Annotated in this window: 16 protein-coding genes; all 16 read left to right on the top strand. The window is 57.7% G+C overall.

What is annotated here, in order from left to right; all coding sequences use genetic code 11:
- Window positions 1-115 precede the first annotated feature (115 nt).
- The 16 genes from FTE24_RS06590 (at window position 116) to FTE24_RS06525 (ending at window position 13,644) form a co-directional block, all read left to right on the top strand.
- Window positions 116-550 carry a phage tail assembly chaperone gene (locus FTE24_RS06590; protein ID WP_150231741.1) on the top strand — a complete coding sequence of 145 codons (435 nt, stop codon included), beginning with the start codon at window positions 116-118 and terminating at the stop codon, window positions 548-550.
- A 23-nt stretch (window positions 551-573) separates the two neighbouring features.
- The gene (locus tag FTE24_RS23460; RefSeq protein ID WP_272915061.1) at window positions 574-702 is read left to right on the top strand and encodes a hypothetical protein; all 129 of its coding nucleotides are present in this window, start codon (window positions 574-576) and stop codon (window positions 700-702) included.
- Window positions 703-732: 30 nt separating this feature from the next.
- Window positions 733-2,718 carry a hypothetical protein gene (locus FTE24_RS06585; RefSeq protein WP_150231738.1) on the top strand — a complete coding sequence of 662 codons (1,986 nt, stop codon included), beginning with the start codon at window positions 733-735 and terminating at the stop codon, window positions 2,716-2,718.
- 32 nt (window positions 2,719-2,750) lie between these two features.
- Window positions 2,751-3,377 (top strand): LysM peptidoglycan-binding domain-containing protein, encoded by a 627-nt coding sequence (locus FTE24_RS06580; RefSeq protein ID WP_337190026.1) that lies wholly within the window; start codon window positions 2,751-2,753, stop codon window positions 3,375-3,377.
- Window positions 3,374-4,357 (top strand): XkdQ/YqbQ family protein, encoded by a 984-nt coding sequence (locus FTE24_RS06575; RefSeq protein WP_150231736.1) that lies wholly within the window; start codon window positions 3,374-3,376, stop codon window positions 4,355-4,357. Before FTE24_RS06580 ends, FTE24_RS06575 begins: the two co-directional genes overlap by 4 nt.
- The gene (locus FTE24_RS06570; protein ID WP_415663172.1) at window positions 4,350-4,619 is read left to right on the top strand and encodes a hypothetical protein; all 270 of its coding nucleotides are present in this window, start codon (window positions 4,350-4,352) and stop codon (window positions 4,617-4,619) included. The genes FTE24_RS06575 and FTE24_RS06570 overlap by 8 nt, the downstream gene beginning before the upstream one ends.
- Window positions 4,612-5,079, top strand: a complete 468-nt coding sequence (locus FTE24_RS06565) for a DUF2634 domain-containing protein (RefSeq protein WP_150231734.1) — start codon at window positions 4,612-4,614, stop codon at window positions 5,077-5,079. Before FTE24_RS06570 ends, FTE24_RS06565 begins: the two co-directional genes overlap by 8 nt.
- A complete protein-coding gene (locus tag FTE24_RS06560; RefSeq protein ID WP_150231732.1) occupies window positions 5,072-6,211 on the top strand; it encodes a baseplate J/gp47 family protein in 1,140 nt (379 codons plus the stop codon). The genes FTE24_RS06565 and FTE24_RS06560 overlap by 8 nt, the downstream gene beginning before the upstream one ends.
- Before the next feature lie 127 nt (window positions 6,212-6,338).
- Complete coding sequence (locus FTE24_RS06555; protein WP_415663181.1) at window positions 6,339-6,833, top strand: putative phage tail protein; 495 nt, start codon at window positions 6,339-6,341, stop codon at window positions 6,831-6,833.
- The gene (locus FTE24_RS06550; protein ID WP_150231728.1) at window positions 6,833-8,674 is read left to right on the top strand and encodes a hypothetical protein; all 1,842 of its coding nucleotides are present in this window, start codon (window positions 6,833-6,835) and stop codon (window positions 8,672-8,674) included. The genes FTE24_RS06555 and FTE24_RS06550 overlap by 1 nt, the downstream gene beginning before the upstream one ends.
- Window positions 8,675-8,688: 14 nt before the next feature.
- On the top strand, window positions 8,689-9,045 hold the full coding sequence (locus FTE24_RS06545) for a hypothetical protein (RefSeq protein ID WP_150231726.1): 357 nt from the start codon (window positions 8,689-8,691) through the stop codon (window positions 9,043-9,045).
- Window positions 9,046-9,099: 54 nt separating this feature from the next.
- Entirely contained in the window at window positions 9,100-9,231 is a 132-nt protein-coding gene (locus tag FTE24_RS23455) for a hypothetical protein (RefSeq protein WP_272915060.1), read from the top strand.
- A 179-nt stretch (window positions 9,232-9,410) separates the two neighbouring features.
- Complete coding sequence (locus FTE24_RS06540) at window positions 9,411-9,791, top strand: phage holin family protein (protein ID WP_415663180.1); 381 nt, start codon at window positions 9,411-9,413, stop codon at window positions 9,789-9,791.
- Between the two features lie 78 nt (window positions 9,792-9,869).
- A complete protein-coding gene (locus tag FTE24_RS06535) occupies window positions 9,870-10,829 on the top strand; it encodes a peptidoglycan recognition protein family protein (protein WP_150231724.1) in 960 nt (319 codons plus the stop codon).
- A gap of 365 nt (window positions 10,830-11,194) precedes the next feature.
- Window positions 11,195-12,601: a deoxyguanosinetriphosphate triphosphohydrolase family protein gene (locus tag FTE24_RS06530; RefSeq protein WP_141448858.1), complete on the top strand. Its 1,407-nt coding sequence runs from the start codon at window positions 11,195-11,197 to the stop codon at window positions 12,599-12,601.
- An 83-nt stretch (window positions 12,602-12,684) separates the two neighbouring features.
- Window positions 12,685-13,644 (top strand): LLM class flavin-dependent oxidoreductase, encoded by a 960-nt coding sequence (locus tag FTE24_RS06525; RefSeq protein ID WP_150231722.1) that lies wholly within the window; start codon window positions 12,685-12,687, stop codon window positions 13,642-13,644.
- The last annotated feature ends 164 nt before the right edge of the window (window positions 13,645-13,808 follow it).

Here is a 13,808-nt window from a genome sequence, read left to right as displayed (position 1 = left end):
TCTCACCCCCGTTTTTCTGTATCGAACACAGCCGCGGCACCGAAATCGGGCCGCGGCCGTTTTTTGACCTTCTTTTAACCGTTTAACCATTCAATCATTCAAGGAGGAATTAGCAATGAGCATCAACGAAAACCTGTCCGAAGAACAAATCCTGGACGTGCTGTTCGAAGCCGCCGACAAACTGCCCGAAGAAACGGTGGCGATTCGCCGGCTCGATCTGCGCATGACGCTGCGCGGCCTGACGTCGAGCAAAGTGGACGGTATTCGCGAGCGCTGCATGGTCCGCAAAACGGTCAAAGGCCGCACGGAGGAAAAAGTCGACAGCGAGACGTTCAACGCGCTGTTGATCTCGGAAGCGACGGCCAAGCTCGAAGTCAAAAGGCTGGAGCTGAACGGATGGGGCGACCCGCGGATCACCAGCCGCTTGAAGTTGTCCGGCGGGGAGCAGGCCGTGCGCCGGATGCTGCTGGCGGGCGAACTCGACGCGGTCGGCGACAAGGTCCTGGAGCTGTCCGGCTTCGGCGTGGAGCTCGCTGACGTAAAAAACTGATCCGCTCCGGCGGGGTGACGACGATGATGTACCACATGTGGGTGCGCCATCATCTCCGTCCCGGAGAATTTTGGAAGCTGCCGCGCGGAGAACGCCTGCTGCTGCTGGCTTTTTCGGAAGAAGAGCTGGAAGCGCTGAGCAGCCGCGCGTAGAGCTGCCTACAGATAAGAGGAGGTGAACCTATGGCAGATCCGAACGGGTTTGCGATGAATGCCGGCGAACTCAAAGCGACGGCGCGCTACTTCGACCAGATCCAACGGGCTTCCGACCGGCTCGGCCGGACCCGGTACCAGAACATCGTCAAGTTGAATAACGAACTCAAATTTACGGCCCGCTATTTCGACCAGATCTACCGAACCGCGCTCAAGCTGTCGAGGTTGAAGCTGATGCCCAAGGTAACGCTTGACGACAAAGCTTCCAGAGACATCGACCGGCTGCTGGAAAAACTTGGGCAGATTCGCTCGAAGCGCATTCAGGTGTCGGCGGATATACAGATGCCCGCGGTTCCGGCCATGCCGAAAGTGCGGCAGAAGGTCGAAGCGCTGCCCCGGATTGCCCAAGCGGCTCCGGCCGCGCCGAAAGTGCCTCAGCGGGTCGAGCCGCTGCCGCCGATCGCTACAGGGGCTTCGAAAATAATCAAGGACAAGCCTATCGCGCCCAAACCCGATCCTGCGGCGCAAAAGCCGTCGATCGTGCAGCAGCAGCAAAGTCTGAAGCTTTCCATTATCAATCCCGCCCCGAGCTTTCCGCCGATCGATTTTCAGCCGCTGGTCACGGCGCTGACGATCAACACCGATGCGCTCGTGCAGTTGACGAGCAAGCTTGGGAATTTGCAGGTTGGTGCAGGGGGCGGAGAGGAAGAAAAACCTAAAAAGTGGTGGGAAAAATTGAGAGATGCGGTTGACCATACGAAGAGTTTGGCAGCAGCGGGTAAAGGTGGGAGTGAGCTTCGAGGCGATTATAAGGCTCTTAAAGATCTTCGCGATACTACAATTGTTGGAGAAGGAGCGACTCAAGCCGAACGAGACCAAGACAGAAGAAACAAGATGAGAGATAAACGGTGGAAACTTAGCGCTGGTTACTTTGGCTTGGCTGAAAAAGGTGCAGGTGTACTGGTCGACGGAATCGATGGAGTTAGCGGACTTGTTGGGGATGCAGTGGACTTCTTTACTAAAGGCGGAGGCGATATTGGCGAATCCCTACTTGGAGGAGTTCTTAAAGGTGGAGCAAAACGAGCTTTGGGACCTCTTAGTTACGCTTTTGATATTGCAAATATTGCCCAGGCAACAGAAGGAGAAGAACGATCAAAAGCTGTGGGTTCTGCAGTGGGCGGCTCAATAGGCAGTGCCATTGGAGGATTCGCAGGTTCGTTTATTCCAATTCCTGTTGTGGGGAGTATGGGAGGGGCTGCATTGGGCGGACTAGCTGGAGAATGGGCAGGAGACAAGGTGGGTTCCTTAATCTACAACAATCAAGATTGGATAAACAATAAGCTGGGTGAGGCAAAAAATGTTGTGAGTTCGGTCATTGGAGAAGAAAATCTCAAGCAAATAGGAGAAACGACTGTAAAAGTCGTTGATGATATCGGAAATAAATTTAAGTCGATGGGAGAAAATGTAATGAATTTCTTCTCCGGCAAAAAAGAAGAAGAAAAGCCCGCGACGAAACCGTCCGCGCCGCTTTCTCCCACGCTTGCCCAGGCGGCCGGCATTCCGTCTCCGGCGATGTACGGTCCCATGCGCGATCCTGCGCCTTCGCGTTTTGCCGATCCGATGGATCCGATCGCGATGATGAACCAGCGGCTCATCAGTCAGGCTGCGCCTAAGGTTCTGCCTCCGGCCGTACCGCCGCAACCGGCCACGCCGCCTGCGGGCATCGCCGGCGCCAACGCCGCCGGAAGCGGCGGTCAGATCAGCGTCGAGATGAGCCAGACGCAGATGGGCGCCCTCTCCGGCATGATCCAGGAAGCGAAGACCGAAGTGACCAACCAGGTCTCGATCAATATCTCGCCGGGCACCGTGCAGTTGGATATTCACGAAGAGATCGACTACGCGGAGATCGAAGGCAAGATCGGCGCCGCGATCGTCGCGAAAGTGCGGCAGGCGTTCAATAACTACAAACCGACGGGCGGCGGTTCGGGCGGACCTTCGACGGCGATGGCGACGTAACGATTCAAGCAGGCCCGGAAAGGAGGAAAGCCGTGGATATTTATTTGTTTTACGGATACAAAAAAAATTTTCGTTTTCCCGTCAATCCCGAAGAGATCCATTTCTCGCGCTCCAAAGGTTACGAAACGGTCAATATGCTTCAACATGGGGAATTCGATTTTGCGCAGGGAGACAAGATCAAGGAGATCACGTTTTCGTCTTTTTTTCCGAAAAAATACGATCCTTCCTACTGCCGATTCAGCAAAATCCCCGACCCGATGGCCGCAGTGAACGTGCTGAACCGGTTTCTCGTCTCGGCCGAACCGGTCCGCCTGGTCATCTCGCATACCGGCATCAACGTGCCTGTGTACCTGATCTCGTATAACAGTTCGTTCCGGGGCGGCGAGCCGGGCGATATTTATTTCGAGCTGACATTCCGCACGTGGCGGGATGCCAAGCTTCAGGGCGAAGGCGGCACGGCGATAAAAGCGATCCGAAGCGATCTCCGAACCGCCAGCAAAACCTATACCGTCAAAAGCGGCGATTCGCTGCACAAAATTGCCAAGCTGGAGCTCGGTTCCGGCGAAAAATGGCAGCTGATCTACGCGGCCAACAAAAGCGTGATCGGCAGCAATCCGAATGTGATCAAGCCGGGCCAGAGGTTGGTGATGCCGTCGTGAGCTATCACGTCATTGTGGGCAGCAGCGCCGATCTGACGCCGATGGTCGAAAGCATCAGCATGCGCGACGCGCTCGATCAAATCGCTTACCAGGCCAATATTCGTCTGGCAGTCTCGAACACGCGGCAGCTGCCGGACTTGACGCCCGGAACGGCTATCCGCGTCAGCGGCGTGCCTTATGGCAAAGAGGAGAGTGTGCCGCTGCTGAATCCCGGCGTCATCTGGGACGCGGAAAGCACCAACAGCGGCACCAAACGCATTTCGCTCACCGTGTACGACCGGATGATCTATCTGGAGAAATCCGAAGACGAATATCTGTTTCCCAAAGACCAGACGGCGACGCAGCGCTTGAGCAAATACGCCAAAGACTGGAAGATCAAGCTGGCTGACGAGATGGACACCGAAATCAAGTTGGGCAAAGCGGTATACCGGGCGCAGACGATCTTTTCGATGCTGTTCGCGGATCTCAAAGAAACGGCCAAATCCGGCGGCGCGATGTACCATCCCCGAATGACGGGCCGCGGGCTGGAGCTGTTCAAGCTTGGCAGCAACGCGCAGGTGCATGAGCTGGATCGCCTGATCGACGTGGCCCAGATGCGTACGCTGGAAGGCGCGGTGACCAAAGTCAAAGTGCTGGCCGCCGCGGACTCTTCCAACGGAAAAGAAGTGAAGTCCAAAATTCTGACCGTCGACGAAAAAGGCACGGACAAACTGGGAACGCTGCAAAAAGTCGTCTCGGACGATCAGGTCAAAACGGCAAAAGCGGCCAAAAAGCTTGCGGCCAGTTATCTCACCGGCATTCAGGAGACGTTTACGGTGACCGCGCCCGACGTGAACACGATTCGGGCCGGAGACGCGGTCACGTTGAGCGGCATGAAGCTGTTGGTCACGTCGGCCAGTCACGATCTCGGGAATCCGGGCACGATGACGCTGGAGCTGGCGACCGAAGCGGCCGTAAAAAGGAGGTATTATCTTGACTAAAGATCCGTATGGACAATTCGCCGATATGATGAGTTCCGCAATGAAAGGACATACCCGGCAGATGGCGAGCGGACTCGGCGGCGTGCTGGGCACGGTCACTTCTTCGGGTCTCAAACTGGACGATTTCAAGCATGAGATCCGCGATTACATGACGGCGGAACTGCCGGTCGGGCTGCTGCCCGGCGACCGCGTGCTGGCGATCCGGATCAACGGCGGCAGCGACATCGTCGTGCTCTGCAAGGTGGTGGGCGCGGATGGCTAATCTTTTTCCGGAACATGACGGCTTCTTCTGGGGAGACGAAACGGCGGCGGCCGAAGCGGAAACGGCTGCGATCGCGTTCGGCCGGGGCTGGAAATTCGATTACGGCGCAGGCGAATTCGTCGTGACGCCCGGCGGCCGGATCGCGTCGGCCGACGCGCGCGAAGCCTGGGTGCAGTGGTGCGAAAAAGCGATCCGGACTCCGCGTTACCGCCACGTCATCTATTCGAGCGATTATGGAAGCGAGCTGGAAGACCTGATCGGCAGCGGGTATGCGCACGCCATCGTGGAGAGCGAAATCGAACGTATGGTGACGGAAGCGCTGCTGGCGGATCGTCGCACCGGCTCGGTGGACCGGTTTTCTTTTGCCTGGGACGGGGACCGCTGCACGCTGACCTGTTACGTCACCAGCGTACAGGAAGACGTCGGAATTTTGGAAAGCGAGGTGATGGGCATTGGCTGATTTCCCTTATTATTTGCAAGGACAGACAGAAGAAGCGATCCGGCGGCGCATGCTGGATCGGCTGCCTGCGGATCTGGATAAATCGGAAGGGTCTTTTCTGTGGGATACGCAGGCCCCGGCGGCTTTTATGCTGTCGGAAGCGGCTTCGTGGGCCCAGGAGCTGCTGCGGCGCGGGTTCGTCAGCACGGCGGCCAGCACGGACGACAATTTTCGCTCGGACGAACTGGACCTGCGCGCGGCGGAGCACGGAGTGACGCGTCGCGGCGCGACTTTTGCGGAAGGGACGGCCACGTTTACGGGCGAACCGGGCCGACTCGTGCCGGCCGGCACGATGGTCTCGTCGCTCTCGGACGACGGTTCCGGCGAAGCTGCCAAAGAATACGAAACGTTGGCTGCGGTCACGCTGAGCGAAAGCGGCAAAGGCTCCGCGCCGATCCGTGCCCTACTTGCGGGCAAAGCGGGCAATATCCCGCCGGGCGCGATTACGCTGCTGTCCGATTCGGTTGCCGGCGTGACGGGAGTTACGAACGCGGCGGCTGCGACCGGAGGAAGCCATATCGAATCGGATGTTTCGCTGCTGGAACGCTTTTACGCCAAAGTTCGCAATCAGGGGACCAGCGGCAACAAATCGCAGTACATGCAGTGGGCCGGCGAGATTCCGGGCGTGGGCGCAAGCCGGGTTCTTCCGCTGTGGAAAGGGCCCGGCACGGTGGCCGTCTATTTGCTCGACAACGACAAGCGGGCCGCCGGCGCCTCGATCGTATCGAAAGTGCAGGATTATATCGATCCGACGCAGGACGGGCAGGGCGAAGGGATGGCTCCGGCCGGGCCGGTCGTCACGGTTATGCCGGCGGAGGAAGTGCCGATTCATATCGAAGTGACGCCGACGCTCGCAAGCGGAGCGTCCGCGGCGGACGTCAAAGCGCAGATTCAGGCCGGCGTCGCGTCTTACCTCAAACAGCTTGCTTTTCGCGATCCGCTTGTCCGGTACACCCGCATTGCGGCGATCCTGCTCGATATTCCGCCGCTGATCGATTACGCGCAGCTGACGGTAAACGGTACGAGCGAGCGCAATATCGAGATCAAAGAGCATCAGGTGGCGGTTCCGGGGACGGTGACGGTGCATGGATAATGCCGTAAACGAAGCTTCGGGCAGCTTGGCTGCGCAGGCCGCCGCTCGGGATCAAGAGCTTCCCCTTTCCTCGAAAGGGCGTGAGCTTTTTTCTTATTTGCCTCATTATTACGAGACTTCGCGCATCATGCGGGCGGACGCCGAGACAAAAGGGCGCGAGATGGATCTGCTCTACGCCGCGCTGAACGAGACGCTGGATCAATTTTTCGTGCGGACGGCGACCTGGGGACTGGATATTTGGGAACGGGAGCTGGATATCGCGGTCGACCCGGCCAAGCCGCTCGATCAGCGCCGTTCGGTTGTGGAGTCGAAGCTGCGGGGCGGCGGCGTGTTCTCCGGGAGCATGGTGCGGAACGTGGCGGCAGCTTACGACCAGGGCGAAGTCTCGGTCCGCTTCAAGCCCGAACAGTGGTCGTTTACGATCACTTTCGTCGGAACGCGCGGACTGCCTCCGAACCTGGACGACCTGAAAGCCGCGATCGAAGCGATCAAGCCGGCGCATCTGGCGGTGGAGTATGCGTTTACGTATCTGCGGTGGGACGAACTCGATGCGAAAAACATCACTTGGGATCGATTCGACACGCTTCAAAAAAATTGGGATGAACTGGAGGTCTGGAAATAATGCCGGAACAAACAACGAATTTGAACCTGCCGATTCCGCTTGGAAACGAGAATGTGAATCGGCAGTTTTTTCTCGACCTGATTCAGGCGGTCGACAAGGGCGCGGTCTCGGAGCGACAGCTGACGGAAGCGATCGGCCAGGTCGCGATTGCTTTGACGCAGGATTATGCCAGCACGGATCAAGCGACGGCCATTTCCGCCGACGCGGTTCGGCGCGGCCTGGAGACGAAACAGAATACCGTTCGCCTGGCCGATAATTATTTGGCGGCTTCGGCTTTGATCAATGCGGCGCCGGACGCGCAGAACCGGTCCTACCCGGACGGTTTCTCGTTCTTCAAAGTCAGCAGCGCCGCGGGCGGCTGGCCGACCTCGAACGGCTACGTCATGACGATGCGCGCCGGCAGCGGCGGTGTTCAGCTGTATTTCGAGATGTACACGGGCAATGTACAGAGCGAGAAGACGGCCCGGATCTGGACGCGGTCGAAGCGGGATGCGAACGGGTTTTGGCAGGAGTGGAATCGGACATTGACGGAAGCGGATCGGGCGCTGCTTACGACGTGGTCGAACAGCGTGGCGGACACGCGTATGACGAATGCCGCACCGAATACGTATGCGCAGGGCGTGACAAGAGAATTTAAGCAAGGCGGAACGCTTGGCCTTGCGGATTTCGAAAATTACGTTTACCTGGAAACACGGCGGCCGTGGGTTGACGATTCTGCCGGAGTGACGCTTCAAACAGGGTACGGAATGACGACAGGACGTGTATACACCAGGACAAGCGAAAGCGCTGCGACTTGGAGCAAGTTCCACAGAGAGGAACAAGGGCTTCGGCCTCCGAATCTGGTATGGAATCCTTCTGGAATGATGGATTTCGTGGGCTGGGCTAATAACGGTTTTGGATCAACTAAAACCGATCCAACTTATGGTAGTTATTTTGCCTACAACGGAGCTACGACGTCAACGTATATTACATGTGATTCTGACCCGATTCTCGTTATTCCAGGTTCACGCTATACCGTCGGAGCAACGTTTGTAGGGAATAATTCGGTGGCAGGAGCCGTTAGTTATGGCGTGGAAGTCAGTGGAAGCACAGGCATTTTAGGCTCGATAACGAATGGGACCATGGTGACCCGCGAATCTCGCACCCTCACAATTCCTGTAGGCGTAACCAGTGTGACGCTTCGTCTCGTAATATACCTTAACAAGCCTGCTGCGTTCCGGGCTATTACGCAAGTATCCTTGGTTGCAGGCGATTTCGACGCATACAACAATGACAAAGATTCGGCCCTGCTTTTTCAATCTGTCGTTAACGGCAAGGCCGCAGTTAAAACGGCCGTTATCGGCAAAGGGGGAATTGTTTCCCAGGCCGGAAGCGTTCCTACGCATGCAGAGTTGGCGGCAGGGGTTAACAGCATCCCACTTGTTTATCGATCTACAGGTGGGAGTCAAAACGGAGGTGCGATAGGAACGGGACAATCGTTCGTAATCGGAACGCTGCCGCCCGTTAATCGCTACTTGTCTTTGACAGCGATGAGAAGCCCTGGCATTCAAATTTCTTTGAATTTCAATTCATCTGGTGGCGAGATGTTTTTATATTTGATCGACGCGCAAGAAAGTGTAGTTGGGCTGATCTCAACCGGTAACGTGATGGGGGTTTCGGCTATAATTTTGGACCGAGCCGCACGGACTGTCCAATACCGAAAGTCGAGTAATGCAGATACAATCAATGCGTCGGTTCCGGCCGCTTTCCGTTTTGATATACCGATTCGTATTGCCGTCACAAATTACAACGCGTCGGCTGGCGGTTATTGGCAAGGAGATTACGTCGCTATTGGCGGATAAAAGGAGGAAGAAAAATGCGTTATTACATCACATATGCAAAAACGGAAGGGGATCATGCTCAAATTGTAACGATTGCAGAGAATCCGTTCTCTGGAATCGAAAAATACCAGCCGGGCGGTATCTGGTTAGAACGTTTGGAGAAGGCGCCAGAAAAACAGGGTTTGATGGCCGTCTATTACGTTCGATTCCTGCCGGATGATGAGTATGAAACCTATTACGATTACGTCGCGATCCCGGAGCCAGAAGAAACGCAGCTCGCAAAGCTCCAACGACAGCTTGATACGTTAACTGCGAAAGCTTCGGCGCTCTCAAGCGGACAAGAAATACAGGAAGACGTTATTACGGAGATTGTGATGCACGTCTACAAATGATTTTCGCGTCCTGCTTGGGTTTTGTATTTGATGCAGGAGGGAGGTGGACAAGAGATGTTGGCTGTGATGCTCGCAAACCGCATTATTATCGGCAAACTGGAATACAAGACTGTTCCGGAATCGCTGAAACTGTCGGTCAGAGAACAACTGGAAAACGCAGGCGTAGGCTTCCTCGCCGCCGACTAAACCGCCCCGCCTCGGGAGCGGTTATTTCTACGCCCCCGGAACCGATCCGGGGGCTCATTTCAAATTCATTTTGTACAAACGGGAGCATGCCTATGGGGAATATGGGGGAGCACATCATAAAGGGAACGGCCGCGGCCGTGGGGGCCGTGGTCGGCTGCCTATTGGGAGGGTTGAACGTGATGGTCACATTGCTGCTGGTACTTATCATCGTGGATTGGGCAACAGGATTGGCGGCGGCGTGGGTGCGCGGGGAACTGCGCAGCCGGGTGGGGTATTTCGGGATCGTCCGCAAGGCCGCGATCTTCGTCGTGGTGGCCGTGGCGCATCTGGTCGATCAGGCTCTCGGCGATCTGCATATGTTTCGCGATGCGGTGATCTTTTTCTATCTGGCCAATGAGTTGTTGAGCGTTATCGAAAATGTCGGCAAAATGGGCGTACCGATGCCGCCGATTCTGCGCGATGCCGTCCGCATCTTCGAGAGCCGGACCAAGCCGGAAGAAAATCCGCAGCTGATCCCGGAAGCCCAGCCGGAAATCGTCAAAGCCGACAAAGCCGAATAGAACGCCGCGGCCGAAGCCGAAGAGAACAAAACGGTCTGACCGACAGCGGATACAAACCGAACGCAAGGAGGGAATGTTTTGCAAGCGAATAAATATCCGATCGAGCGCCGCTACATCGCCAAGCGTTCGAACACCAGACCCGGCCTCCGGCTGACCACCGGAACGCCGGCTTTTTTTGTTGCGCACGACACGGGCAATCCGGGCGCGGGCGCGGAGAGCCATTACCGCTACTTTAACGCGCTGACGGACCGTTCCGCTTCGGCGCATACGTTTATCGACGACACAAAGATTCTTGAGATCATCCCCGCCGGAACGGACACAGACCCCGCCGAAAAAGCGTGGCATGTCCTCTACAACGTCAAGGCGGACAACGAACGTTTCGGTTACGATGCCAACGATGCCGCGCTGGGCGTGGAATTGTGCTACGGAGGGCGCATCAATTTCGAAGAAGCGTACAAGCGTTTCGTCTGGTACCTGGCGTTCTGCTGCAAAAAATGGAACAAAGACCCGCGCCTGTTCATTCCGAGCCATAAACAGCTGGACCCGGCGCGGAAAATCGACTGCGACAACGCACTGAGGTCCGGCGGCCGAACGCTCAAAGAGCTGATTGCCGACGTGACGGCGGAACTGGCACAGCCCGCGAACCGACCGCCGGGCGGGCAGGGCACGGGCGCATCGGCGGGAGCCGGAGCCGCGGACGGCGCTTATGCTCCGCTGGACGCCGATCTTGCGCAGGCGCTGATCGCCGATTACGTCCGTCCCGCCTGGGCTGCCGCGCGCGCCGCGCAGCAGGTGCCGGAAGCGGAACATTTTCACCGGCTGGCCGATAACCTGCGTGCTGCTGCAGGCATCAACGAGCGGGGCGCGAAGCTGCCGCAGGCGGTCAAGCTGCACAAGTCCAATGTGCAGGAACTGGTCTTCCGCTGGCTGTCGCCTGCCTGGTACCGGGCCAAAGCGACAGGCGATTCCGCTGCGGCGTCCGCCGCGCACGAACAGGCCAACGCCCTGCGCCTGGCCGCGGGTCTTCCTAAGCAGTAAACGGCCGTCCACGCGCAAAAAGAGCGGATTCCACGATACGAACCGAACGCCGGCATGTCTTCCGATTGCGGAAGGCATGCCGGTTTTTTTGCGTGGATTTTGCGCGGAAATGCGTAAAAGGGGAGGTTTTTTGATCCAATCCGGCGTTTGCCGCGAATATACTTACGTTGGCCGCCGGAATTTTTCCGGGAGCCGACGATCGGCCCCGCCTTTTTTTACCCTGACCGCACAAGCGTTCCCGGATTCAAACTCATGCCTCTGGTATAATGAATAACGGACGCCCGAACCTCTTTTACACGCGGGCAAAAACAGGTATAATCGACTCCAACTGATGGATGAGGCAGAGAGGGCGGGGCTTGAGAGACATGAGTTTGACGAGCAAAAGAGAACACCGGCAGCATGCCGAAGACAAACACGAAGCGTCGAGATCCTCGTTCGAACGGGATTACTCGAGGCTGATCCACTCCCCGACGTTCCGCCGGCTGCAGGGCAAGTCGCAGGTATTCGGCGCGGGCACGGGAGATTACTACCGCACGCGGCTCACGCACTCGCTCGAAGTGGCGCAGATCGCGCGGCAGGCGGCCAAAAACCTCGTGTTCCAGTATCCGGAGATCACGCTGGAACGCGCCGACAGCCCGGGATTGGTGCTGGACCCGGAAGTCGTCGAATGCGCGTCGATCGCGCACGATTTCGGTCATCCTCCGTTCGGGCACAAAGGCGAGGAAGTGCTGGCCGACATCCTGGACAAGCTGATCGAGGAGCGAACGCGCAAAGCGCTTAGGGGCAAAAAGGAATCCAATGAGCAAAAAAGAGAAAAACATAGCGAAATGCGCTACCGTTACGAACATTTCGAGGGCAACGCGCACAATTTTCGGTTAATGATGTTTTTGGAGAAAAGAGAAAACCTTGACGGGCTCAATTTGTCCGACGCGGTTCTGCTGGGCGTCAACAAATATCCGTTCTCCGGACTTGAAAATAAAAAAGGGATGTACCGCAACGAATGGAGTTATATTTCCGCTATCCGCAAAGAGTGGGGGATACCGGAACGCCGGACGACGCTCGAAGCGCAGCTGATGGATCTGTGCGACGATATCGCGTACTCCGCGCACGATCTGGAAGACGGCATCAAAGCGGGCAAAATCGAAGTCCACGAGCATTTCATGCACGACGAAGGCACGCACCAGCTTATTTTGGACAAAATCCAGACGCTCGAAGACCGGGTGTGGCAGGGGATGGACCGCGAAGCGATAAGCATGAAAGTCAGCGCGGTGCTGGATGATTATCTTCAGGCGTGGAATTCCAAATGGCCGGTATGCGACCGCGATTTCTCGAGGACGCGCCGCGAAGTGAAAGCGTATTGGGTCAACCAGTTCGTCAGCAGTCTTGGCGTGATCGACGACGGCGGCTGGAAAAAAGTCACGTTCGTCAGAGACGGCGCGGAAAACGACGACATGCTGCGGACGGTGAGCGTGCTCAAAAGCTTTGCGTGGGTGACGATGATTCGCGATCTGCGCGTCCAGCGGCTGCAAAAACGCAGCGAATGGATCATCCGGCGGCTGTGGGACGCGTTCGTCGATCCGGCGACCGCGACTTCGATCATTCCGAGCGACTGGATTCAACGTTTCGAACGCGATCAGCGCCAAGCCGTGCCCGTCTGGACGTGGGAGCGCATGGTCGTCGATTATATTGCGGGCATGACGGACATGTTTGCCGAAAAAATCTATAACGAGCTCTACGGTCTGAAAGTCGGTTCCATCTACGATATCGACTGACTCGCCGCAGCGGGTCATCCGATCGACAAAGAGAGCACGGCGCGGACCGGGAAGATCCGGCCGCCAGGGAGGGGAAAGGCATCATGACGAAATTGGCTTTGGGAATCCTGGATATGTCGCCTCGACTCGGCGAAGCTTCGGACGAGCAAGCGCTCGGCCAATCGGCGAGGCTTGCGGCCAACGCGGAACAATGGGGATACGGCCGGTATTGGCTGTCCGAGCACCACGGCATGGACGCGCTGGCCTGCACGGCGCCGGAAGTGCTGCTGGCGCATATCGGCGCGCGCACGAGCCGGATTCGAATCGGCGCGGGCGCCGTGCTGCTGCCGCATTACAGTCCGCTGAAAGTGGCGGAATGCTTCAATCTGCTGGCGGCGCTGTATCCGGGCCGGATCGATCTCGGCATCGGCCGCGCGCCGGGCGGGGATGCGCACACGACGATGGCGCTGAGCGGCAACTTCCTCGCGCATGTGGGCGACATGCCGGAGAAGGTGGAGCAGCTCTGCGCGCTGATCGGCGGCAGCTACCGTTACGACGGCGAGCCGGTGCGCGCGCGTCCGACGCCGGCGCAGCCTCCGCAGCTGTGGATGCTCGGCACGAATACGAAAAGTGCCAAGCTGGCTGCTTCCTGCGGCGCGTATTACGCGTTCGGGCAGTTCATGAGTTCGAGCGACGGACCCGAGATCGTCCGGACTTACCGGGACACGTTCGTACCGTCGCCGGAACGGGACAAACCCCATGTCATCATTGCGATAAATGCCATCTGCGCCGAGACTGACGGAGCGGCCCTTACGCTGGCCGACCAATTCCGGTCGCAGTTCCCGGAATCGCCGGTTGGCCGTTCGGAACTCAAAGGCAACGACGACCGGATGGCGCTGATCGTCGGCGATCGGCAGCGCGTACGCGAGCGCCTGCTGGAGCTGCGCGACCTGTATCAAGCCGACGAGATCATGATCGTCTGCCCGGGCATCGAATACGAGGCGCGGATGGAATCGTTCCGCCTGATCGCCGAAGCCGCGGAGCTTGGCGGATCGGGTAGTTAAGCGGCGGAGGAAAGCGGCGTAGAGTGCGCCGGAGCGGTTGGAGCTGCGGGGGTGCGGGGCCGGAGCGTTCGAATTCGTTCGGCCGACCGGCCGTTTCGCATTCGAGGATCGAAAGACAAAAGCCTGCCCAAGCGAAGGAGTCCATCCTTGGCTTATGGCAGGCT

The sequence above is a fragment of the Saccharibacillus sp. WB 17 genome, from assembly GCF_008634075.2.
Lineage (GTDB): Bacteria > Bacillota > Bacilli > Paenibacillales > Paenibacillaceae > Saccharibacillus > Saccharibacillus brassicae.
This window is presented reverse-complemented; position numbering and strand designations above follow the sequence as displayed.

Coding starts and splice junctions, on each gene's coding strand:
- FTE24_RS23455 (WP_272915060.1), top strand. CDS start 9,100: ATGTTGGCTGTGATGCTCGCAAACCGCATTATTATCGGCAAACTGGAA.
- FTE24_RS06525 (WP_150231722.1), top strand. CDS start 12,685: ATGACGAAATTGGCTTTGGGAATCCTGGATATGTCGCCTCGACTCGGC.
- FTE24_RS06585 (WP_150231738.1), top strand. CDS start 733: ATGGCAGATCCGAACGGGTTTGCGATGAATGCCGGCGAACTCAAAGCG.
- FTE24_RS23460 (WP_272915061.1), top strand. CDS start 574: ATGATGTACCACATGTGGGTGCGCCATCATCTCCGTCCCGGAGAATTT.
- FTE24_RS06565 (WP_150231734.1), top strand. CDS start 4,612: ATGGCTAATCTTTTTCCGGAACATGACGGCTTCTTCTGGGGAGACGAA.
- FTE24_RS06545 (WP_150231726.1), top strand. CDS start 8,689: ATGCGTTATTACATCACATATGCAAAAACGGAAGGGGATCATGCTCAA.
- FTE24_RS06530 (WP_141448858.1), top strand. CDS start 11,195: ATGAGTTTGACGAGCAAAAGAGAACACCGGCAGCATGCCGAAGACAAA.
- FTE24_RS06590 (WP_150231741.1), top strand. CDS start 116: ATGAGCATCAACGAAAACCTGTCCGAAGAACAAATCCTGGACGTGCTG.
- FTE24_RS06550 (WP_150231728.1), top strand. CDS start 6,833: ATGCCGGAACAAACAACGAATTTGAACCTGCCGATTCCGCTTGGAAAC.
- FTE24_RS06540 (WP_415663180.1), top strand. CDS start 9,411: ATGGTCACATTGCTGCTGGTACTTATCATCGTGGATTGGGCAACAGGA.
- FTE24_RS06555 (WP_415663181.1), top strand. CDS start 6,339: ATGCGGGCGGACGCCGAGACAAAAGGGCGCGAGATGGATCTGCTCTAC.